Consider the following 21,853-nt stretch of genomic DNA (forward strand, 5'->3'; position numbering starts at 1 on the left):
CTATTGCGCCTGCGGGAACTTCCTCGCCGGCCCGGGACGGGAATCTCACCCGTTGGCACATAGTGGCGACGCCGGAGCACGTCAACTTGAAATCGGACATGCGACCGCATTGGGCCATCCTGTCGTTATCGGACGTTCGCTCGCGGGCCCTTTTCGTGCCCTTCACGCGGGTGCGCCGGCGTTCCAGGGGTGGGCGGCGGCCGTCCGGTGGCCGCGGACGCGGAGGGTCTCGGCGAAGGTGTGCTGGCGTCCCGGAGTTCCGTGCACGAGCATGATCTCCCGCGCCGCGACCTCGTCGGCGATGCCGAGCAGGCCCCGGCGGTCGGCGTGCGCCGACAGGCGCACGGTGTCGACGCGGGCGCGGACCGGGACGGTGACCTCGCGGTCGTGGTCGCGGAAGGTGAAGTCCCCGCCCTTGGCGGCGAGGTCGAGCAGCGCGCGGCCCGGGGACTCCTCGTCCTGGTAGCCGGAGAGGAACACCGCGCCGCCCGGCTCGGGAAGGATCCGCCGCGCCCATTCGACGGCGGGCCCGCCGGTCAGCATCCCGGACGTGGAGATCACGACGCCGGTCCGGAACGCGTCCAGCTCGGCGGGACGGTCGGCGACCGCGGCGGCGCCCTCGAACACCCGCAGGCCCGGGTCCAGCGACTCGTACACGGCGGCGAGGTCGGCGGCCATGCCGTCCACCCGGACGGGCACCTCCGGCAGGTGCCGCCGCAGGATCAGCGCGATCTCCTGCGCGCGGCCGAGCGCGAACGCGGGGATCAGCACCCGGCCGCCGCCCTGGCAGATCCCGGCGACGGCGCGGACGAGCCCGTCCACGCGCAGGTCGCGGGCGTCGTGGTCCTCGGCGCAGCAGGTCGACTCCATGACGAGCAGGTCGGCGCCGCGCGCGGACTCCGGGACGGCGCAGCCGCCGACGGTCTCCTGCCGGAACCCCGAGATGTCGCCCGTGATCGCGACCCGCCTGTCCCCGGCGCGGACGACGACGCCGGCGGCGCCGAGGATGTGCCCGGCCGGGAACAGCTCCACGGTCAGCGCGCCGATCCGGCGGGGCGCGCCGAACGGCAGCTCCTCGCAGCGCCGGGCCGCGGCGTCGACGTCCCGCGGCCCGTAGAGGACGCCGCCGGTGCCGCCCCACCGCGCCCGGCCGCGCTCCTTGGCCGCCATCACCTTGGCGGTGTCGGCCCACATCACCGGCATGAGCACCGTGGTCTCCGGGGTCGCGAGGACGCGGAGGCCGGGACGTCCGGCGGCGAGGGCCGGGATGTAGCCGCAGTGGTCGTTGTGGGCGTGCGTGACGATCACCGCGTCCAGCGGGCCGTCGAGGGCCCGCGCGATGTCGCGGGGCGGCCCGGCGGGGTCGCCGGGCCGGAGCCCCGCGTCGACCAGCACGCGGGTGCCGCCCGCCTCGACCAGCAGGCACGACCCGCCGATGTGGTCGTCGCCGCCGAGCGGGACGACCCGCAGGCCGGGCTCGGCGGTGACGGCGGCGGGCGGCGGGGCCGGGTCGACGACGGCGCGCAGGACCGTCAGGACCTCGTCGGGGCTCGTGCCGGCGGCGCGGGCGGCGGCGGTCACGTGCTCGCCGCGGGCCGCGCCCGCCCGTTCGAGGACGCCGAGGAGGGCGGCGGCGAGCGCCCGCGGGTCCCGCCACCTGCGGCGTTCGATCGCGAGGCGGCGGGTCAGGCCGTCCGCCCGCTCCTCCTGCTCGGCGAGGGCCTCGCGGGTCCCGGCGAGCAGCCGGGACGCCTCCTGCGCGTCCCGCTGCGCGTAGTCGAGCCGCCCCTGGGCGGTCCTGAGCCGCGCCTTCAGGCGGTCGATCTTGCGGGCGGCGCGTTCGGCGTCGCGGTGCGCGCGTTCCGCCGTCCGGTCGGGGCCGGGCGCGACCCATGCCAGCCCGGCCCGGACGATGCCGTCGTCCGGGTGCAGGAGGACGGCGGCGAGCGCGCGTGCGCCGTCCCCTACCTCGGCTTCGGCTTCGGCCAGGTGGTCGGCGGCGCGGCTGCGCAGCGCGGGGAACCGGGCGAGCGCCGCCAGCAGCATCGGCGTGTGCTCCTTGACGAGCACGTCCGGGTCGGACGGGAGCCGCTCGGCGGACGGACGGTCGAGCACCGCGAGCGCCACCGCGCGCAGCACCGGAGCGACCGCGTCCTCCATGAGGGCCGGGACTGCGGCGGTCATTCGCCCTCCTCCCAGCGGGTCGCGTCGGCGAGGACGGGTTCGCACGCCAGCGCGCCGTCGGCCGTGGAGTCGAGGGCGCCGAGCGCGCGGAGCGCGTCCACCAGGTCGTGGGTTCCGGTGTAGCCGTGTTCGCGCAGGTCGGGGGGTGTCAGGCCGGGGGTGCCCTCTTCGCCGAAGAGGGCGAGGAGGGCGGCGAGGTCTTCGGCTGTTTCGCGCGCGTTCTCAGCGACGAGGGTTCGCCACGCGGCGGCGAGGCACGGGTCGGCGCGCACGCCCGTGTCGTCCAGGAAGGGGCCGGGCTTGTCGCGCACGTGCCGCAGGACGTCCTCCAGCACCTGGTCGCGGTCGCGGCCCGGACCGGCGAGGCCGGTGACGACGCGGCCGACGAGCACCGGCCAGCCGCCGGTGCGGCGGACGAGGTCGCGCTGCCCGGCGTCGTCGGGGTAGCCGAGCGCGTCCTCCAGCATCCACTGCCGGATCGCGGACGCGTCGAAGCGCCGCAGCGGCACCAGTTCCACATCTGCGGCGTCGGTGCAGCGGAGCCAGGCCGCGGCCGAGGCCGGGCCGGTGACGAGCACGACGGAGAGGGTCCCGTCGCCGGTGGTGTCGGCGACGGCGTCCCGCGCCTCGGCGAAGCGCCGCTCGAACTTGCCGCGGTCGCGCGCCGCGTGCAGGTCGACCACGATCACGTCGTGGCCGGGGTGGCGGCGGGCGCGCAGCACCGCGGCACCGAACGTCCCGTCCCCCGGCCGGACGGTTCTGATCTCCAGGTCGGGGCGGTCGGACGGCATCGCCGTCAGCGCGGCGACGACCCGGTCGGCGTGCAGGGCCGCCGACCCGGCCACGACGTGGACGAGCCGTCCCGGCCGCAGCAGCCCGGTGATCTGCCCGATGCTGAGCGGTGCGCGCTCGGGGCCGTCCCGGTGCGGCATCCGGTAGGAGTGCGCGTCGAAATGGTCGGGCTCCTCGAAGTCGCCCACGTTCTCCAGCGCGTTCTCGACCTCGCGGACGCCGCCGAGCAGCCGCAGGATGTGCGGGGTCCGCAGCCGGTAGCGGCCCTCGTCCACGCCCAGGACGCCGAGGTTGACGCATTCGGCCAGCAGGCTGCGGAAGTCGTCGCCGCCGCAGTCCGCGAACCCCTTCGCCCACCAGTACCGGCACTCCTCCCGGAGCTGCTTCACCGTCAGGGTCTCGTCGGCGCCGTCGCCGAGAGCGTGCAGCGCGACCGTGTAGGCGATGACGGTGTAGCGCTTGTCGAGGTTGAGCGTCAGCTCGAACCAGCGCTGGAATCCGCGGACGAGCCGGTGGTCCCGCCACACCTCCGCGACGTCTTCGCGGGTGATCTCATACGGGAGGCGCCGCGGGCTCTCCCGCAGCCGCGCGAGGAGCTTCTCGGCGAACAGCTGGACGAGCGCCGGGGCGTTGTTGGCCTCGGCGATCACGCGGGCGGCGAGCGTCTCGGGGAACACGAACCCGAGCGTGGCCAGCGGACGGACGAGCAGGTCGAACGCGTCCTGCGGCTCCAGCGGGCCGATCGCGACGGGGTCGCCGAGCTGCGCCAGCGGCTGGTTCGGCAGGCTGTGGAACCGGGCCGTCTGGTGCAGGCCCGCCCACACCACCTTGACGCGGCGGCCGGTGTCCTCCATCAGGGTGCGCAGCGCGGTGACGTCCTCGAACCGGCCGCGGTCGGCGTCCATGTTGAGGAAGCCGTCGGCCTCGTCCAGCAGGATCAGCAGCTGCCGGTTCCCGTCGGCGTCCGCCCACGCCCGCACCGCGTCGATCACCTGCTCGCGCCGCGCCAACCCCGACCGGATCACCCCGGCCTTCGCCAGCCGGTCGCCGAGCTTGGGCCACAGCGACAGCGACCGCACCTTCCCGACCGTCTGGACGTTCAGCAGGATCACCGTGCGGTTCGGGTCGCTGTCCAGGTCCCGTTCGGCCTTGCGCAGCAGCGCCGACTTGCCGAGCTGCCGCCCGCCGAACACGAACGACGGGCCCATCCGGTCGGTGACCTTGCGGATCTGCTCGGACCGCCCGTAGAACATCTCCTCCGGGACGTCGCCCGCCGGGGTGTAGGGGTCGGTGGCGGTGAACGGCGCCATCAGCGCCACCGTCACCGGCCAATCCTGCGGACGGCACGCCAGGTAGGCGACCGCGGCGTCGTCCAGGACCCCGGCCACCGGAGCCGGACGGCCCCGGGCCGCGCGGCCCAGGCGCTCGCGGTCGTCGGCCGACAGGACGCCGAAGTACAGCACGAGCACCGTCTCGCCCTCCGGCTGCCCGCCGAGCAGGTCCACGAGCTGCTCGCCGCCGGGACGCCCCCACAGCAGCAGCAGCCGCAGCCGCAGCCCGGACGGGCTCTTCTGCGACCCGAACGCCGGCAGCAGCGCCCCGCCGGAGGACCCGACGTGCCGGACGTCGTCCAGCCCGATCCACATCCGGTCCGGGCCCGTGTCGGTGCCGCCCTGCACGCCCTCCAGCCCGACCATCTTCAGGATCGCGCCGATCAGCGACCGCATGTTCCCGGCGGTCTTCGTCCTGCCGTCGCGAAGGTTCAGCCACTTGCGCAGCCCCTCCCCCGCCACCCGCCGGGACGCCTCCCGCATCGACGCGATGTCGATCCCGGCGCCGGTCAGCAGGGCGTCCAGCTCCGGCTCGGCGACGTCCCGTCCGGCGATCAGGGCGTCCTTGAGCTCGTCGATGTAGCCGCTGGTCTCCTGCTTGCGGGCGCGCTTGCCCGTCAGCAGCGACCGGCGGTGGAACGCGTCCGGGAACGCCGGATAGAACCGGGCGAAGTCGGTGTCCTCCGACTTCTCGGGGAGCTGCTTGCCCGCCTTCAGCTGCGCGAGGAACTCGCGGGCGGTCGTGAGGTCGCCGTCGTCGATGTGCCGTTCGACGCGGCGCACGTCCGCCGCGCGGAACTCCCCCGCCCGTTCGGCGAGCGCGGCGCGCTCGGCCGCTGCGCTCGCCGCGCACCGCTCCTCGATGCGGGCCAGCAGGGCGTCGAGGTCGCGTCCGATCCGGTCGAAGTCGTGGCGGTCGGCGGTGAGGAGCCGCACCGTCTGCTCGGCCTCCCGCTCCTCGCCCTCGGTGAGCAGCCCGTCCCGCCGGGACTTCGCGATCAGGTCGCGGACGTGCTCGACCCGCTCGTCGCGGGCGGCGCGGGCGTCCCGGACCAGGTCGTCGCGGCGGGCATGGAGCCTCTCGGCGGCCTCGGGGGCCAGCGTGCGCAGGACGGACACGACCGCCTCCGTGCCCTCGTGGTCGAGCCGCTCGGCCCGCGCCTCGAACACGGCGGCCCAGTCGGGCGGCCCGGCGAGCGCGACGGACGCGAGCGCCTCCGGCTCGACCGGCCCCCGCGGCCGCAGCGTGTACGGGTCGAGCGGGACGCCGGCGGCCGGGAGCAGGTCCCGGTTGAGGACGCGGGCGGCGGGCGGCTCGGCGCCGGCCAGCTCCGCCCCGTCCAGCAGGGCGAACGCGGCGCCGAGCAGGGACCGCGCGGCCCCCGCCGCCTCTGCCGCTTCTCCGGCAGTGCCCGCGATAGTGATCGCCACCTCGGCGAGCGCGGCGTCGGCCTCCCGGTGCCGGCCGCTGACCGTGTCGCGGAGCTGCCGGAGCGGGCCGACCCGCCAGTCGCGGTTCCCGGACGCGGCGTCCTTGCCGCCCGTGGCCCCGCTGCCCTGCTCGGTCTCCTTGACGGCCGCCGCCCACCGCCCGGCGGTGTCGAGGGCGCCGTCGATCCAGGCGTGCAGCTTCGCCCGCGCGCCCGCGATGATCGGCCTGCCCTTCTTCGGGCCGTTGACCCGCTTGTCGGTCTCGTCGATCAGGCGGTCGATCTCCGTTCCGGCGCGCAGCCGGACGATCCGGGCGACGGCCTCGTCCACGCGCGCCGGGTCGTCGTCCGCCGCCGGCTCCAGCAGGCGGCGGACCACGCCGTCGTTGAGCAGCAGCGCCTTCCACACCTCGGTGGCGCGGGCCAGCTTGATGGTGCGGTGCGGCGCCTCGTCCAGCAGCCGCGCCGCCTCCCCGGACGCGGCGCGGCGGGCCTCCGCGAGCCCCGCCGCGCCACGGATCCAGCCGTCCATGCCGGGGCTCAGGTACACCCCGGCCCGCGCCGCCTGCGCGAACGCCTCACCGCACTCCTTCAGGACGGGATGGCCGGACACGACGACGTTCAGGGCGTCCACGAGCCGCGTCGCCTCCGGATACACCAGCCCGGCCCGGATCGCGGCGGCCCACGCCAGCACCCCGCCCGCCGGGTCGTCGGCGAGCGCCTTGGCGTCCAGGTCCCGGGACGCGGCGGCGAACTCGGCGGACAGCGGCCCCGCGAACACCGCCATCTCCGCCGCGAGCGCCGCGCACCACCGCGCGTTCACCTCCGCGTCCGGGCGGCCCGCCGTCCGCCGCAGCCATCCGGCGAGGCCGAACCGTCCCGCTTGCAGCGCGGCTGCCTCCGCCTCAGCCAGCCCAGGCGCCCGGCCGGGCTCGGGCTCCTCGACGGGGGCCTCCATCTCGGTCGGCTCAACGCGGTTTCGCTCCGGGACGACCGTCCGGACGACTGGGGCTTGGATCGGCGGAGGCTCGGTCTTGGCGGGGAGTTCATCGGGGAGCGATTGCTCGATGAAGGCATCGAGTTCGGACAGCTCGGACTCGTCCGAGGGCGGAGGCGGAGGGTCATCACCGGCTGTCTCGTCCGGGACGGTCTCGTCCGGTGGCGCCTCACGGGGAGCGGGCACTTCCACGGCTTCTGGCACTGGAGCGTCGTCATCATCGTCGTCGGCGATCGTGAGTTGCCCGATCAGCGCCATGTCGATGAGGAGGTGCCACGCGGACGGCAGTTCCGTGCGCGCCCGCTCCGCCAGTTCCGGGGCGCGCAAGGGCGGCTCCTCCCGGCGGGCCTCGATGAGCTCGGCGAGGACGGCCAGCCCTTCGTCCGCCTCGCTTTCCTCACTGGCGGCCTGGCGGACCTCGTCCAGCAGTCCGGCCACGACCTCCGGGCCCTCGATGCGCCGCAGCGCGCGCACCCGGTCGTCCTTCTGGCCCGCCTCCACCGCGGCCTGGACCGCCGCCGCGAGCGCGGGCAGCTCGGCGGGACGCTCCCCCGGGAGCAGGGCGTCGATCCGCGTCCGGACGCCGTCGAAGTCGGCCACGGCCCGCTGGACGAGCGCCAGGTCGGCGTCTTCGGGGCGGTGCCCGGCGCGCAGCCGCCCGGCGACGCGGTCGCTCGCGTCGGCCGCGTCCTGGAAGCGCCCGCGCAGCTCGTCCAGTTCCTCGGCGAGCCGTTCGGGGCCCGGCGGCTCCTCCCCCGGCCCCCGCCCGGCGAGTTCCTTCACCTCAAGCAGCCCGGCAGGCTGGACGGGCAGTTCCGGATGCCGTTCCCTGAGCGCGTCCCACATGGCGCGCGCTCCGGGCGCCCGTTCATCGGGCTCGGCCGCCAGCAGGCCGAGCGCCACCGCCGCGAGCGGACGATCGTCCTGGACGACGCGCACCAGCCCCCACCGCGCGATCGCCTCCGGAGCGTCCCAGCCCAGCAGGACGCGCAGCCCCGACGCCCGTTCCAGCACGCCCGCGGCCGTGGACGCGCCGAGCAGCCTCACGCAGTCGTCCGCGTCCAGGCCGTCGACGTTCCGGAATCCGTGCACGTACACGCCGCCGATGAGGAACCGCAGATCCTGCCGCCGTCTGGGTTCTCCATGCCGCATGGTGCGCAGAACCAGGTCGGCCGCCGCCGGGGACGTCTTCTTCTTGCCGCCGAGGCGCACGACGTCCAGGACGGCCCGCACGAGTTCGGGCGGGCTGAGCCGCAGGAATTCCCGCACGTCCTCTGCCGACACCGCCGCCAGCGCCGCGTCCTCGAGCTCCGCCAGGCCGTCCAGTTCCCCGAGAGACCCGAACGGCGCGGCCCCTTCATGACACCCTTCACACCGAGAGCCGTGCCCCATCCCGACCGACCCCGCCCTCTCTCACCGCCTCCGCGCCCCGTCGGAGGCGCCCGGTAACGCGAGCATAACGCAGAGTCAAAGTCATATCCATCAATACGCAAAGATGATGTTGATCGAGTTCACATCATCGCCATGCCGTGCTTTGCCGCCGTCCGGACGTGTCAGTCGCAGCGGGCGGTCATGCCGCCGTCGACTATTAGTTCGGTTCCGGTGATGAAGCGGGCCTCGTCGGAGGCCAGGAACAGGGCGGCGTGGGCGGTGTCGCGGCCGTCGCCCATGAAGCCGAGCGGGATGCGGCTCTGGCGCTGCCTGAGCAGTTCTTCGACGTCGCCGCCGGCGCGCTGTCCGGCCAGGCGCGCCTCGACCAGGGGTGTGTGGAGTTGGCCGGGGACGACGGTGTTCACGCGGATGCCGTCCGCGGCGTACTGGACGGCGGTGACGCGCGACAGCTGGACGACGCCCGCCTTGGCCGCCGCGTAGGCGACCTGGGGCGAGCCGGTGTAGCGGATCCCGGACGTGGAGGCGACGTTGACGACGGCTCCGGAACGCTGCTCGCGCATGACGGGGATGACGTGCTTGCAGGCGAGGTAGGCGGACTTGAGGTTGAGGTCGAGCTGGTCGTCCCAGGTGTCCTCGTCGAGTTCGGCGGGGCCGCCGGGAGCGGACCCGCCGACGTTGTTGACCAGGACGTCCACCCGGCCGAAGGACGCGCGGCACGCGCCGGCCATGGCGCGGACGGCGGCGCCGTCGGTGACGTCGCACTCGTGCGGCTCGGCCTCTCCCCCGGCCTCGCGGATCAGGTCCATCGTCCGGGCGAGGGCCGCGGCGTCCCTGTCGACGGCGAGCACCCGGGCGCCCGCCGCGGCGAAGATCACCGCGGTGGCGCGGCCGTTGCCCCAGCCGGGGCCGGCGCTGCCCGCGCCGGTGACGATGGCGGCCTTGCCGCTCAGCCGTCCGGTCACGCCGTTTCCGCCGGCCGTCACGCCTTTCCGCCGGCGGCCGCCGGGACCGGGTCGGCGGGCGCGGCGCCGTCCGCCGGGACGCCGCCGGCGAGGACGAGGACGGCCCGGTCGCGGTCGAAGACGCCCTCCCACTTGCTGACGACGATGCTGGCCAGCATCTGCCCGCACAGGCTCACGATGCCGCGCATCATCGACAGGAACCGGTCGACGCCGAAGATCAGCATGATCCCGGCGATGGGGATGACGCCGGTGGTGGAGAGGCTGGCGGCGAGCAGGACGAAACCGGCGCCCGCGATGCCCGCGCCGCCCTTCGACGTGATCAGGAAGACGGCGAGCAGGCCGAGCTGCTGCCAGACCGACATGCTGATGTCGAAGGCCTGCGCGATGTAGAGGCCGGCGAACCCCATGTAGAGGCACACGCCGTCGGAGTTGAACGCGTACCCGGACGGGACGACCAGCCCGACGATGGGCCGCGGGCAGCCGAGCTTCTCCAGCTTCTCGATCAGCTGCGGCATGACGGCCTCATAGTTGGCGGTGCCGAGGGTGATGAGCAGCTCGTCCTTGAAGTAGCGGTAGAGCGGGATGATGCGGATGCCGCACAGCCTCGCGACCACGCCCAGGACGACCAGGCAGAACACGATGCCCGTCGCCCAGAACAGACCGACGAAGGTGCCGAGGCTGGTCAGCGTCTTGGTGCCGAACTTGCCGGTGGTGTAGGCCATCGCGCCGAACGCGCCGATCGGGGCCAGGTACATGATCAGCCGGACGATGCCGAACACGGCCTCGCCGACCCGCTCCACGCCGCGCGCGATCGGGGCGCCGCGCTCGCCCATCATCTTGAGGGCGATGGCGAACAGCACGGACACGAGCAGGATCTGCAGGACGTTCCCGTCCACGAAGGCGCTGACCACGCTCTCCGGGATGATGTTGACCAGGAAGTCGTACCAGTGCTGGTGCTCGCCCTCGGCTGCGTACTCGCTCGCCTTGCCGGTGAGCTTGATCGCGTCCGGGTCGGCGTGGACGCCGTCGCCCGGGCGCAGCACGTCCATCACCACCAGGCCCATGACCAGCGCGATCGTGGTGATGATCTCGAAGTAGACCAGGGCCTTGACGCCGACGCGGCCCATCCCGGCGAGCGCGCCGGCCGAGGCGATCCCGGTCACGATCGTGCAGAAGATCACCGGGCCGACGAGCATCCGGATCAGCGAGATGAAGCCGTCGCCGAGCGGCTGCATCGCCGCCCCGGTGTCCGGCGCGACGAGCCCGAGCAGGGCGCCGAGGGCGAGGGCGATCAGCACCGTCAGCCAGAGTTTCGTGGTGAAGGCGGCCCGCAGGGCGGACGTGGCACTGGACATCGGTCACCTCTGTTCGTCTGTCGCACAGATGTACGCCGGTTAGAGAGCGAGTGTGACCGACACGCCACCACCGGTCAAGAGCCGAGCAGGCCACGACTTTGAACGGCCCCCGAGCACGTCAGCCGGAGGGCGCGCACAGGCGGAGAGCGCGGGCGTCAGGTGGAGGGCGCGAGCCTCAGGCGGAGGGCGCGAGCCTCAGCCGGAAGGCGCGAGCGTCAGGTGGAGGGGACGAAGTCGATGTCGCGGGAGATGGCGTCCGCCGCCTGGACGACCAGCGGGACGAAGCGCTCGTGCAGCTCGGCGACCGAGACCCGGCCCGCGTTGGCCGACACGTTGATGGCCGCGATCACCGCGCCCGACCCGTCGCGCACGGGCGCCGCGGCCGAGCGCACGCCCTCCTCGCGCTCGCCGTCGACGACCGCGTAGCCCTGGTCCCGCACCTTGGCGAGCTCCGCCGCCAGCGCGTCCGGGTCGGTGATCGTGTGCGGGGTGAGCCGGTCGAGCCGCATCTCGCCGAGCCGGTCGCGGAGGCGGTCGGGCGGGAGCGCGGCGAGCAGCACCCGTCCCATGGACGTGGGGTGGGCGGGCAGCCGCGAGCCCACGTTCAGGACGATCGACATGCTGCGCTTGGCCGGCACGCGGGCGACGTAGACGATCTCCTCGCCGTCCAGCGTGGCCGCCGAGCACGACTCCCGCACCTCCTCGGCCAGCCGGCGCATGTGCGGCTGGGCCCGCTCCCAGATCGGCAGCGAGGCGAGGTACCCGTACCCGAGGCGCAGGACGCGCGGCAGGAGCCGGAACCGCCGGTCGTCCACCTCGGCGAAGCCGAGCCGGACGCAGGTCAGCAGGATGCGCCGGGCGGTCGCCCGGGACAGGCCGGTGAGGTCGGCGGCCTCGCTCACGGTCAGCGTCGGATGGTCCGCCGAGAAGGCCTCCAGCACGCGGAACGCCTTCTCGACCGAGTCGATCACATCCGGGTCCTGCCTTGACATTCCTTGACTCCCGACTCCAAAGTAAACCTACCGACGCACGAACGTTCGTCAGTAGAACAGATTCCGGCGGACAGCTCCTAGTCTCCGGCACCCGGGACGCGCCCGCGCACCCAGGACGCCCCCGGACGCCCCGGACACCCGCCGAACAACGGAAGGCCCATCGTGACGGAAGGTCTGCTCTACGTCCTGTCGCAACCGCGCGACGGCGACGAGGCCGGGTTCCACGACTGGTACGACAACGAGCACGGCCCCGCCCGGCTCGCCCTGCCGGGCGTCCGCCAAGGTCACCGGTACCGCGCCGCGGACGGCGAGGCGCCGTCCTGGCTCGCATGGTACGACCTCGACCTGGAGGTTCTCCACACGCCCGGCTACCGCCGCCTGCGCGACCGGCGCAGCGCGCGCGAGACCGCCGTCATGTCCGCGCTGGAGACCCTCGACCGGCGCATCTACGAGCTCCTGGACGACCACGGCGCGCCCGCCGCCGCTCCCCCGCCGCTCCTGCTGGCCCGGGCCATGACGGTCGAGCCCGCGCGGGAACCCGGCTTCCACGACTGGTACGCCGAGGAGCACATCCCGTCCCTGCACGCGCTCCCCGGCTGGCGCAGGACCCGCCGCTACGTCCTCGTCGACGGCGACGCGCCCCGCTTCCTCGCCCTGCACGAGATCGACGATCCCGGCGTCTTCGGCACCGCCGCCTACCACGCCGCGACCAGCACCCCGTGGCGTGCCGAGATCATGCGCGCCGTCACCGCCGAGGAGCGCCGCTCCTTCGCCTACCACGGCACCTTCCGTCCCAGCGGCGCGCCCGCCGCCACTCAATGACCCGCCACCGCACTCATCGGGGGACCTCCATGCCTGCCCGCGTCGACGCGTTCCGGCCCGCGGACCTGACCGCCGAGCAGCGCGAGCTCTACGACCGGCTCCTGGACAGCGCCCGCGCCACCGGCAGCCGCCCGTTCCCGCTCGCCGACGAGGAAGGGCGGCTGCGCGGCCCGTTCAACGGCATGCTGCTCAGCCCCGAACTCGGCAACGCACTGCAAGAGCTCGGCACCGTCGTCCGCTACGGGACGGGTTTCACCCCGCGGCAGAAGGAGCTGGCGATCCTCGCGGTCGCGGCGCACGAGCGCTCGGAGTACGAGTGGGCCGTCCACACCCACGCGGCCCTCAGGGCCGGGCTCACCGAGGACCAGATCGCCGCCGTCCGCACCGGGTCCGACTGCCGCCTCGACGACCCGCTGGAGGCCACCGTCCTCGCCGCCGCCCGCGAACTGGTGGCCAGCGGCGACCTCACCGACGACAGCTTCACCGAGGCCACCGGCACCCTCGGCCTCACCCGGCTGTACGAGCTGGTCACGCTCGTCGGCTACTACCGCATGGTCGCCGACCAGCTCCGCGTCCTCCGCGTCACCGACTGACGCGATCCGCCGTCAGGCCGCTCCTTGTCAGGCGGCGCGGTCCCGGCGCGCCGCCGTCCTGACCTTGCGCCAGGCCGTGCGGACGTAGCCGTTCAGGCGCAGGCTGATCCGGCGCGCGGTGGGGAACTCGGTGCCGAGCAGGCCGAGCCCGGCGAGAATCGCCACGACGCCGGGCCCCGGCAGCACCAGCATCACGACGCCCGCCAGGATCATGGCGGTCCCCGCGACCCCGACGGCGACCTTCCGCACCACCCGGAAGGGCCCCCGGCGTCTCACCTCCGGTACCGAACCCGCCCGCGCCTCAGATCGCTCCATCGTGGTCACGCAGCCTCCCCGATCTCCCCGCCCCCTGTACTAGGGGACGATCCGAGCCGCCCGCCAAGATCCCGATCCACGCCCGATGTGGCCAGAACCACACGGCGACCCCGCTGCCGGGACGCCTCGTCCGCGACGGTCGTGGCGGCGACGGGCGCGGACGAGGCGGCGGCTAGCATTTCGGCAATGAAGATCCGGTACGCCGCTCTCCGGGCGCGCGGACGCGACGGCTCGGCGGTGCACCGGCTGACCGCGCGGGCCTGGCTGCGGCTCGGCGGACGGGCGCAGTGGCGGCTCGCCCGGCTCCGGCACCGGACGTTCCTGGTGTACGCGGGCGGGATCGTCCGGGACGAGCAGGGCCGGATCCTGCTGCTGCGGCACCGGCTCTGGCCCGCGTACCGCGCGTGGGGCCTGCCCGGCGGCTACGTCGACGCCGGTGAGCGGCTCGAGGACGGCGTCGCCCGCGAGGTGCGGGAGGAGACGTCCCTCGAAGTGAGGGTCAGCGGCCCGCCGGCGGCGGTCGCCAGCGGCTTCCGGCACCGCGTCGAGGCGTACTACGAGGCCCGCGTGGTCGGCGGGCGCCTCGACCTGGACGCGGCGGAGATCCTTGAGGCGCGCTGGTACCCCCTGGACGACCTCCCCGACGAAATGTCCGCGCCGCTCCGCAACCTGATCACCTCACTCGGCCCACCGCGCCCGGCGGCCTAGGGCTGATCGCCGGAACCCGGCGCCGAGGGCTCCTCGTCGGGCCCCTGGCCGGGCGGCGTCTCGGGCTCCGGCGTCGACGGCTCCTCGCTCGGCGGCGGGGCCGGTTCCGGGCTCGTCTCCTGGTCGGACGGCTCGTCGCTCGGCTCGGAGGGCGGCGGCGCCTCGGTCGGAGGCGGGCTCGGCGGTGTCGGCGGTGTCGGCGGTGTCGGCAGCGGCGGGACGCTCTGCTCCGGGTCGGGGCTCCACGGCCAATCCCCCGGCCAGGGCTCGCAGTTGACGCCGTCATGGTCACGGTCCTGGTACCAGTGGTATTCGGGGTCCCATCCCTTGTAGTAGGGGCCGTATCCGTAGGCCTTGGCCTGCGCGCACGTGGCGAAATGCGGGTCGACGCCGTCCGCCGCGCCCGGCTCCGGGGTCGACGGTCCGCGGGGCGGCGGCGTCTCCGGCGTGCTCGGCGGGACGGTGGCGGGCGGCGAGGTCGTCTCGCGCGGGGCGACCTCCTCGGACCGCTCGGAACCCGACCCGCACGAGGTGAGGAGGCCCATGAGCAGAACCGCGGCCAGGGCGGCGAGAACCGGAAGGAGGCCGCGGCGCCGGCGTGCGGCGCGGTCGGGCGGTGGACGGGAGCCAGGCGGTGGACGGGAGTCAGGCGGTGGACGGGACAGGTCCGGCATGGTGCGACCCTCACGAGTGGAGTCCGTCGCACCACAACCTCAGTTCACCGCAAACACCTCGATAGGCACAGAACCAGCACGTATCGCATGAGCCAACTTTCCGCCAAATGCCGCGCTTGACCTCAAGATGAGTCGAGGTTCCATGCTGGAGTCATGAAGCTGACTGACGTCGAACGCGAATACCTGACCACGCAGCACCTCGCCCGGCTCGCCACGGTCGGCCCCAAGGGCGACCCGCAGAACAATCCCGTCGGGTACACCTACAACGCCGGCACCGGCACTTTCGACATCCTGGGCTGGAACCTCGCCAAGTCGCGCAAGTACCGCAACGTCCAGGGCAATGATCAGGTGGCGCTCGTCATCGACGACCTGGCGTCCGTCCGGCCCTGGCACGTGCGCGGCATCGAGATCCGCGGCCACGCCGAGACGGTCGTCGAGGACGACCCCCAGAGCTCCCGCTTCGGCGTGGACCTGATCCGCATCCACCCGCACACGATCTTCACCTGGGGCCTGGACCCCGCCACCGAAGGCATGACCAAGCGAACCGCCGACTGACCGTCCCGCCGACTGACCGTCCACCGACTGACCCGTCCCGCCGACTGCTGGTCCCCGCCGACTGGCGGTCCCGCCGACATCAACGAGACGGACGGTGGCCGGGCGCGTCCGCCGGCCGTGTCGCGACGCGTCCGGGCGTGGTGCCGAAGGCCTGGCGGAACGCCTCGATGAAGGCGCTCGGCCCGGCGTAGCCGCAGGCCGCCGCGACGCTGGTCACCGACGAGCCGGACGCGAGCAGGATCAGGGCGTGGTGGAGGCGCACCTGGGCCCGCCACTGCGGGAACGTCATCGACGTCTGCAGGCGGAACAGCCTGCTCAGGGTCCGTTCGGACGCGCCCGCCGCACGGCCGAACTCCGCGAGCGTGCGCCGGTCGGCGGGGTCGTCGGCGAGCGCCGCGGCGATGGCGCGGAGCCGGTCGTCCGCCGGGACGGGCAGGTGGAGCGGGAGTTCCTCCACCTTGCGCAGTTGGTCCAGCGCCACCCGCTCCAGGTTGCGCCGCGACCGGACGGTCAGCCCGTCCTCCCCGGCCCGGCCGTCCGCCCCGACCTGCCCGCCCGCCCCGACCTGGCCGTCCGCCCCGGCCTGGTCCTCCTCCGCGGTGGGGGCGTCGGCGGCGGTCAGGGCGATGATGACCTCGCGCAGCAGCGGGGACACCGCGAGCACCGTCGGCCCGCCGAACGCCGGCTCGTCGCGCGTGAAGTTCACCGTGCGCAGCTGGGTCGGCCCGTGCGCCTGGTGGGAGTGCCGCACCCCGGCGGGCAGCCACACCGCGCGATGCGGCGGCACGACCCACGTCCCCGCGCCGGTCGACACCTGGAGGACGCCGTGGCTGGGATAGACGAGCTGGTGGTGCCGGTGGTCATGCCAGTCGACGCGCTCACGGTGGGCGAGCGGCAGCAGCGAGGCCGGACGCTCCAGAGGTTGGCGGTTTTTCGACATATGCCAGCAGAATACCGATAGCCGCCGCCCCTGCGCGTTCATGATCCTGGACGGCATGGCGACGAGCACGCACCCCACCACGGCGGCCGATCATGGACCGCCGTCGGTCCTGCGGCGGATGTGGGTCTGGGCCGCCGCACACGCCGTGGACGACTTCTACCAGGGGCTCGTGCCCGCGAGCGTGCCCTATTTCGTCCTCGAACGGAACTACAGCTACGTGGCCGCGAGCGGGCTCACCCTCGCCGCCACGCTGGGAAGCTCGCTGCCGCAGCCGCCGATCGGCGTCGCGGTCGACCGGCTGCGGCTGCCGCGGCTCGCCGCCGCCGGCGTGCTGCTCGCCGGGGCCGGGTTCGCGCTGTCCGGGACGGCCGGGTCGTACGCGCTGGTGTGGCTGCTGCTCCTGCTGTCCGGCGGCGGGGTGGCGATGTTCCATCCGGCGGCGGGCAAGGCAGCGCGGGAGGCCGCCGGCGACAGCGTCACCGGGATGAGCGTGTTCGCGGCGGGCGGCAGCGTGGGATTCTTCCTGGCGCCCGTCCTGGCGACGCCCGCGCTGGTCGCCTGGGGCGCGGCGGGCACGGTCGTGTTCCTGCCCCCGGCCGTCCTGGTCGCGTTCGTCCTGGCCAGGAACGCCCGCCGGGCCCGGGACGGCGTCGCCGCGGCGGCCGGGCCCGCCCACTGGAGGCCGTTCGCCGTCCTCACCGCTATCTCTGTGGTCCGCTCGGCGGTGTTCTCGGCGGTCGCCACGTTCATCGGCCTGTACTGGATCCGGCATCTGGACGCGTCGCAGCCGATGGCCGGGGCGGCGCTGGCGTGCTTCCTCGGCGGCGGCGTCGCCGGGACCCTCCTCGGCGGGCGCCTCGCCGACCGGATCGGCCTCGTCCGCACGGTCCAGCTGGGCGCGCTGCTGGTCACGCCGATGCTGGTCGGCCTGCGGCTGGCGCCCGGCGCGCTGCTGCCGCTGCCGTTCGCCGTCCTGGCGGGTCTGACGCTGAACGTCCCGTTCGCGGTCGTGGTCCGGCTCGGCCAGGACTACCTGCCCGGACGCCCCGGCACCGCGGCCGGGGTGACGCTCGGCCTCAGCGTCAGCGCGGGCGGGCTCCTGACCCCGGTCTTCGGGCTGGCCGCCGACGCGCACGGCCCGCAGGCGGTCTTCACCCTGCTGTGCTTCGTCCCCGCCCTGGCCTACGCGCTGGGACTGTTCCTGACCCCGCCTCCAGAAAGGTCCACATGACCCCGTTCGCCTTCCGCGGCGGCGACGGCCGCGCGCTGGCCGCCGACATCGGCGGTTCCGGGCCGCCGCTCGTCCTCCTGCACGCCGGGGGCCCGGACCGGCGCAGCCTCCGCCCCCTGGCGCGGCTGCTCGCCGAACGGGCCACGGTGATCCTGCCGGACGTCCGGGGCTACGGCGCGTCGGTCTGCGCCGACCCGTCCCTGCACACCTGGGACCAGTACACCCACGACCTGCTCGCGCTGCTCGACGCGCTCGGCCACCGGCGCGCCGTCCTGGCCGGCGCGGGGCTCGGCTCGACGATCGCGCTGCGCACCGCGCTGCGCGTCCCCGACCGGGTGGACGCGGCCGTCCTCCTCGGCGTCGAGGACATCGAGGAGGACGCCGCCGCCAAGGCCGCCGAGATCGCCTTCCTCGACGCGTTCGCCGCCCGCGCCGCCGCCGGCGGGCTGGAGGCCGCCTGGGAGCCGATCCTGGGACGGTTCCCGCCGGTCGTCGGCGCGATGGTCCGGGACGCCATCCCGCGCAGCGACCTCGCGAGCATCATCGCCGCCGCGTCCATCGCACGCGACCGCTCCTTCACCTCGGTCGCCGAACTCGCCGATGTCCGCGCGCCCGTCCTCGTGTTCCCGGGGACCGACCCCCGGCACCCGCGTGCCCTCGCCGAACGATGCGTCCAGGCCATCCCCGACGCGACCCTCGCCCCGGTCGCCATCTCGAACCAGTTGAAAACATCGGAGGACCTCGCCTCCGCCACCGCCCAGCCCATCCGGGACTTCCTCGACTCGCTGCCACACCGGCCCCATGCCCGCGAACGCTGAGCGTCCAATGATCTCGGCGGTAGGGTCGGGCGACCCTTGACCGTAAAAGGAGCTGACATGGCGGGCCCGGCACCGGAGCGGATCGAGCACTACGTGCAATTGCTCGAGCACTTGTACAGCACTTCGGTGTACGCCCCGGAGAACCTCTCCTGGACGGTGGTCCGTCCCCACAATGCGGGGTTGACGGTTCACGAAGTGGTGCGCCGGTTGAACGGTGACCCGGAAGCGCTGACCACATGCGAACCGGCCGAAACCGACTACGACGATGACGCGATTTTCCTTGAGCAGCGCGGCGACGCGATCGTCATCGTGGGGTACGGCACCGCCATGGCCGAAGTGGACGCGTTGCAGCGCCTCAGCCAGGGCGCCGCGGTCCATTCGGTGTTCTGGCTGATCAACAATTTCAGCAGGCTCTATTACCTGGCCGACGGCGTGTTGATGACCGAGGTGGACACGCTGCTCCCGCTCGACCGGCTGGGCGCCGATCCGGAGGCTCTGACCGGTCACCTCGGCGCGCTGTGCGACCTCCGTGCCGGCGTGATGGCGAACACCTACACGGGCCCGGCTCTGGATTGGGAGATCGCCCTGGCCACCCTGGAGTCGTTGACCGGCGAGACGCTCGATGCCGACTGGTTCGCCCGCCCCCAGTTGTACGCGGCGAACCGCAGTTAGACGAGCGCGGATCGGCACGGATCGGCGCGGATCGTTCAGGTGTTTCGGGAAAGGGCGCAGGGCAGGTGTTTGATGCCGTTGAGGAAGTTCGAGCGCAGCCGGTCCGGTGCTCCGGCGGCGTGGACGCCGGGCGCGCGGACGAGCAGTTCCCGGAAAATGGCGGTGACCTCGCTGCGGGCCAGGTGGGCGCCCAGGCAGTAGTGCGGTCCGGGGGCTCCGAAGCCCAGGTGCGGATTGGGTGAGCGGGTGATGTCGAACCGGTCGGGGTCGTCGAAGACGGTCTCGTCGCGGTTGGCCGACCAGTAGTACAGCAGGAGTTTGTCGCCCTTGCTGAAGTGGTGGCCGTTCAGTTCGCAGTCCCGCGTCGCGGTGCGTCTCATATAGATGACGGGCGACGCGACGCGGACGATCTCGTCCGTCGCGGTCGCCGCGTACCGTTCGAAATCCCCGGCCCACAGCTGCTTCTGCTCCGGGTGCTCGGTGAGGAGCATGAGACCGTGCGAGATCGCCGTGCGTGTCGTCTCGTTCCCGGCCTGCAAAAGGATGCCGAAGAACGAGCCGAGTTCCCGGGCGGTCAGTTTCTCGCCGTCGATATTGGCGTTGACGAGCTTGGACGTCAGGTCGTCGCCGGGGGCGCCGGCGCGTTCCGCGGCCAGTTCCTTGACCATTCCCGCCAGCTCCGCCGCGGCGGTGAGGAGCGTGACGGGCTCGGTCTCGGACCTGTCCGGGGTGTATTCGGGGTCGCCCGCGCCGAGGATGATGTTGGTGCGTTCGGCGACGAAGCGGTGCCGGCTCTCGGGGACGCCCATCATCCGGCAGATGATGGTCAGCGGCAGCCGCTCGGCGACGTCGGCGACGAAGTCGAACGTGCCGCGCTCCGGCAGCCCGGCCACGATCTCGGCCGCCACCTGCCGGATCTCGCCGTCCAGCCGCCTGATCATGCTCGGCGTGAACGCCCGGGAGACAATCCGGCGCAGCCGCGCGTGCCGCGGATCGTCCATGTTGATCATCGAGTCGAAGAACTCGATCGACGCCGGCGGCCGTTCGAACACCATCACGCCCTCGGCGTTGGAGAAGTCCTCCGGCCTCCGGCTGGCCTCGACCACGTCGGCGTGCCGCGTCACCGCGTAGAACCCGGGGCCGCGCTTCGCCCACCGGACGCGCGGTTCCGCGAAGAACCCGATCGGCCTCTCGCGCCGGAGCGTCCCGAACGCCGCGGCGCGGTCGGCGTAAGGCGCGGCCCAGAAGGCGCCCTTGGACAGGTCGATGTCGGCCAACCCGGGCACACTGCCTCCTCGCACGCTCAAAGTTTGCGGCCCACACCCGCGTACGCCGGGATGCGGCCACCGTAACCGGGCGCCTCCTCGATCGTCCCGCCGGGCCGGTCGTTGAGCCGGACCACGGTCGGCCCGTCCGGGCCGGGGTCGGCGGGACGCCAGTCGGTGAGCCACGCCAGGCCCGGATCCACCAGGTCGTACCCCTTGAACAGATCGTGGACCTCCTGACGGGTCCGCAGATGGACGGGGGTGGCGGTGCGGCGGTAGATCTCCTTGGCCCGCTCGGTCTCCTCGGGACGGGCCTTCTCCATCAGATCCCCGGTCAAATGCGAAATGACCAGATGACTCCCGGCCGCGGTCGCGTCCCGGTACTGCGCCGCTATCCCCTGCGGGTCGTCGGAACCGTCGACGAAATGGAGGATCGACACCATCATCACCGCCACCGGGCGACTGAAGTCGAGAAGAGCCCTGGTCGTCTCATGCCGCAGAATCGTGTCCGGGCGGCGCAGATCCGCCTCGACCACGCCGACATTGTGCGGCGTCCGCACCAGCGCGCGGCTGTGCGCGCAGACCACCGGGTCCCAGTCGACGTAGACGACCCGGGCGTCCGGGTTCACCGAAAGCGCCACCTCGTGCACGTTGTTCCGGGTGGGCAGCCCCGCGCCGAGGTCGAGGAACTGCGTGATGCCCGCCTCCGCAGCCAGATACCGCACCGCCCGCATCAGAAACGCGCGGTTGGCCCGCGCCCCGGCCTGCGAGCCCGGCATCACCGCGATGACCTTCTCGGCGGCCTCCCTGTCAGCGGCGTAGTTGTCCTTTCCGCCCAGGTAGTAGTCGTACATCCGGGCGACATTCGGCACCGTGACGTCGACGCCCGACGGCGGGCCGTCTTCCCTCATGGACGGAACCTTTCGTCCGAACAGAGCGGCCGATGCTGATCAACTCATCATGACAGGAACGCCAAAGCCCGACAAACCAGCAGTTCGATCACGCCATGTCGCCGGACTTCGGCATGGCGTCACTCTTGCCAGGTAAGGCCCGCAATGACGCGGGAAGATTCCGGGACCTGCGCGGAGGACGGGTCGATAGCAGCTACCGCCAATGGGGTCAAGGCTCCAAAATATGCACACAGAAGGCGGGCCCCCACCACCCTCTGTTGATCGAAGAATTCGTCCTCGTCCGGAAGACGCCGAACGACGCCCATTGACAGGGGCAATGAGCGCAATCGATGATCCGACATGTATCCGGACCGGCCGCCTGGATATGCCCACCACTTCCAGAATGGAGTAACCGGGTTGATAGAGCTGAAGAGCGACGAAGAAACCGTGTACGACCGCCTGCCCGGCGAAATGCCGCCCGTGGCGAAGCTGATCGGGTGGACGCTGCTGCGGCTCGACAAGGAGGCCCAGGCTATTCACCTCTCCTTCGAGCCGGCGGCCGAATTCGTCAACCCGTCCGGTACGGTGCACGGCGGATTCGTCACCGCCATGCTGGACGAATGCATGGGATCGGCGGTCGTCGGACTCCATGAGGCGCAGTTCCTTCCCGTCACCGTCTCCATGAGCACGGACTTCATCAGGGCGGTTCCCGTCGAAAAGGTCTTCAGCGAAGGGCGTATCACCTCGATGAACGGCAGATCGGCCTTTCTTGAGGCGCGCCTGATGGATGCGCAGGAGCAGACCTTGGCCCGCGCGACGGGCGTCTACCGCCTGCTGCACTGGCCGGAAGCCTTTGCCCCCGTCCCGCCGTCCTGACACGAACACCTCGGCGGCGCCGTCCGGCAGAAACCACAATTCCGGAACCGAACCGAAAG

18 protein-coding genes are annotated in these 21,853 nt (G+C 73.0%); 8 read left to right on the plus strand and 10 right to left on the minus strand.

Annotated features, from left to right (window positions below; genetic code table 11):
• Positions 1-162 precede the first annotated feature (162 nt).
• From ACH35V_RS31210 to ACH35V_RS31230, 5 genes are all read right to left on the minus strand, one after another.
• Positions 163-2,184 (minus strand): MBL fold metallo-hydrolase, encoded by a 2,022-nt coding sequence (locus ACH35V_RS31210; protein WP_395977838.1) that lies wholly within the window; start codon positions 2,182-2,184, stop codon positions 163-165.
• On the minus strand, positions 2,181-8,126 hold the full coding sequence (locus tag ACH35V_RS31215) for a hypothetical protein (protein ID WP_395977840.1): 5,946 nt from the start codon (positions 8,124-8,126) through the stop codon (positions 2,181-2,183). Before ACH35V_RS31215 ends, ACH35V_RS31210 begins: the two co-directional genes overlap by 4 nt.
• A 161-nt stretch (positions 8,127-8,287) precedes the next feature.
• Positions 8,288-9,109 carry an SDR family NAD(P)-dependent oxidoreductase gene (locus ACH35V_RS31220; RefSeq protein ID WP_395977842.1) on the minus strand — a complete coding sequence of 274 codons (822 nt, stop codon included), beginning with the start codon at positions 9,107-9,109 and terminating at the stop codon, positions 8,288-8,290.
• Entirely contained in the window at positions 9,106-10,443 is a 1,338-nt protein-coding gene (locus ACH35V_RS31225; RefSeq protein ID WP_395977844.1) for a cation:dicarboxylate symporter family transporter, read from the minus strand. The genes ACH35V_RS31220 and ACH35V_RS31225 overlap by 4 nt, the downstream gene beginning before the upstream one ends.
• A gap of 215 nt (positions 10,444-10,658) precedes the next feature.
• Entirely contained in the window at positions 10,659-11,435 is a 777-nt protein-coding gene (locus tag ACH35V_RS31230) for an IclR family transcriptional regulator C-terminal domain-containing protein (protein ID WP_395977846.1), read from the minus strand.
• Between the two features lie 162 nt (positions 11,436-11,597).
• Between ACH35V_RS31230 and ACH35V_RS31235 the strand changes: the two genes are divergently transcribed.
• Together ACH35V_RS31235 and ACH35V_RS31240 are read left to right on the plus strand one after the other, a co-directional pair.
• The gene (locus tag ACH35V_RS31235; protein ID WP_395977848.1) at positions 11,598-12,257 is read left to right on the plus strand and encodes a hypothetical protein; all 660 of its coding nucleotides are present in this window, start codon (positions 11,598-11,600) and stop codon (positions 12,255-12,257) included.
• Between the two features lie 29 nt (positions 12,258-12,286).
• A complete protein-coding gene (locus ACH35V_RS31240) occupies positions 12,287-12,850 on the plus strand; it encodes a carboxymuconolactone decarboxylase family protein (protein ID WP_395977850.1) in 564 nt (187 codons plus the stop codon).
• 27 nt (positions 12,851-12,877) lie between these two features.
• Here the strand turns inward: ACH35V_RS31240 and ACH35V_RS31245 are convergent, their stop codons facing one another.
• Complete coding sequence (locus ACH35V_RS31245; RefSeq protein WP_395977852.1) at positions 12,878-13,126, minus strand: PGPGW domain-containing protein; 249 nt, start codon at positions 13,124-13,126, stop codon at positions 12,878-12,880.
• A gap of 225 nt (positions 13,127-13,351) precedes the next feature.
• Here ACH35V_RS31245 and ACH35V_RS31250 point away from each other — a divergent pair, with 225 nt between their 5' ends.
• Positions 13,352-13,873 carry an NUDIX domain-containing protein gene (locus ACH35V_RS31250; protein ID WP_395977854.1) on the plus strand — a complete coding sequence of 174 codons (522 nt, stop codon included), beginning with the start codon at positions 13,352-13,354 and terminating at the stop codon, positions 13,871-13,873.
• Here ACH35V_RS31250 and ACH35V_RS31255 read toward each other — a convergent pair.
• Entirely contained in the window at positions 13,870-14,547 is a 678-nt protein-coding gene (locus tag ACH35V_RS31255; RefSeq protein WP_395977856.1) for an excalibur calcium-binding domain-containing protein, read from the minus strand. The genes ACH35V_RS31250 and ACH35V_RS31255 overlap by 4 nt on opposite strands.
• Positions 14,548-14,700: 153 nt before the next feature.
• Between ACH35V_RS31255 and ACH35V_RS31260 the strand changes: the two genes are divergently transcribed.
• On the plus strand, positions 14,701-15,102 hold the full coding sequence (locus ACH35V_RS31260) for a PPOX class F420-dependent oxidoreductase (RefSeq protein ID WP_395977858.1): 402 nt from the start codon (positions 14,701-14,703) through the stop codon (positions 15,100-15,102).
• A gap of 79 nt (positions 15,103-15,181) precedes the next feature.
• Here ACH35V_RS31260 and ACH35V_RS31265 read toward each other — a convergent pair whose 3' ends face one another.
• The gene (locus ACH35V_RS31265) at positions 15,182-16,042 is read right to left on the minus strand and encodes an AraC family transcriptional regulator (protein ID WP_395977860.1); all 861 of its coding nucleotides are present in this window, start codon (positions 16,040-16,042) and stop codon (positions 15,182-15,184) included.
• Positions 16,043-16,097: 55 nt separating this feature from the next.
• Between ACH35V_RS31265 and ACH35V_RS31270 the strand changes: the two genes are divergently transcribed.
• Genes ACH35V_RS31270 through ACH35V_RS31280 form a run of 3 tightly spaced genes read left to right on the plus strand, consistent with a single transcriptional unit; the run spans position 16,098 to position 18,763 of the window.
• Positions 16,098-17,273 carry an MFS transporter gene (locus ACH35V_RS31270; protein WP_395977862.1) on the plus strand — a complete coding sequence of 392 codons (1,176 nt, stop codon included), beginning with the start codon at positions 16,098-16,100 and terminating at the stop codon, positions 17,271-17,273.
• Positions 17,270-18,091, plus strand: a complete 822-nt coding sequence (locus ACH35V_RS31275) for an alpha/beta fold hydrolase (protein ID WP_395977864.1) — start codon at positions 17,270-17,272, stop codon at positions 18,089-18,091. The genes ACH35V_RS31270 and ACH35V_RS31275 overlap by 4 nt, the downstream gene beginning before the upstream one ends.
• Before the next feature lie 57 nt (positions 18,092-18,148).
• Positions 18,149-18,763, plus strand: coding sequence for a hypothetical protein (locus ACH35V_RS31280; RefSeq protein ID WP_395977866.1), 615 nt, complete (start codon positions 18,149-18,151; stop codon positions 18,761-18,763).
• 35 nt (positions 18,764-18,798) lie between these two features.
• Here ACH35V_RS31280 and ACH35V_RS31285 read toward each other — a convergent pair whose 3' ends face one another.
• Positions 18,799-20,049 carry a cytochrome P450 gene (locus ACH35V_RS31285; RefSeq protein ID WP_395977868.1) on the minus strand — a complete coding sequence of 417 codons (1,251 nt, stop codon included), beginning with the start codon at positions 20,047-20,049 and terminating at the stop codon, positions 18,799-18,801.
• A gap of 17 nt (positions 20,050-20,066) precedes the next feature.
• Positions 20,067-20,939, minus strand: a complete 873-nt coding sequence (locus tag ACH35V_RS31290) for an SAM-dependent methyltransferase (protein WP_395977870.1) — start codon at positions 20,937-20,939, stop codon at positions 20,067-20,069.
• Positions 20,940-21,335: 396 nt separating this feature from the next.
• Between ACH35V_RS31290 and ACH35V_RS31295 the strand changes: the two genes are divergently transcribed.
• Positions 21,336-21,794 carry a PaaI family thioesterase gene (locus ACH35V_RS31295; protein WP_395977872.1) on the plus strand — a complete coding sequence of 153 codons (459 nt, stop codon included), beginning with the start codon at positions 21,336-21,338 and terminating at the stop codon, positions 21,792-21,794.
• Positions 21,795-21,853: the final 59 nt, after the last annotated feature.

It is taken from the genome of Actinomadura sp. 1N219, from assembly GCF_044326405.1.
Classification (GTDB): domain Bacteria; phylum Actinomycetota; class Actinomycetes; order Streptosporangiales; family Streptosporangiaceae; genus Spirillospora.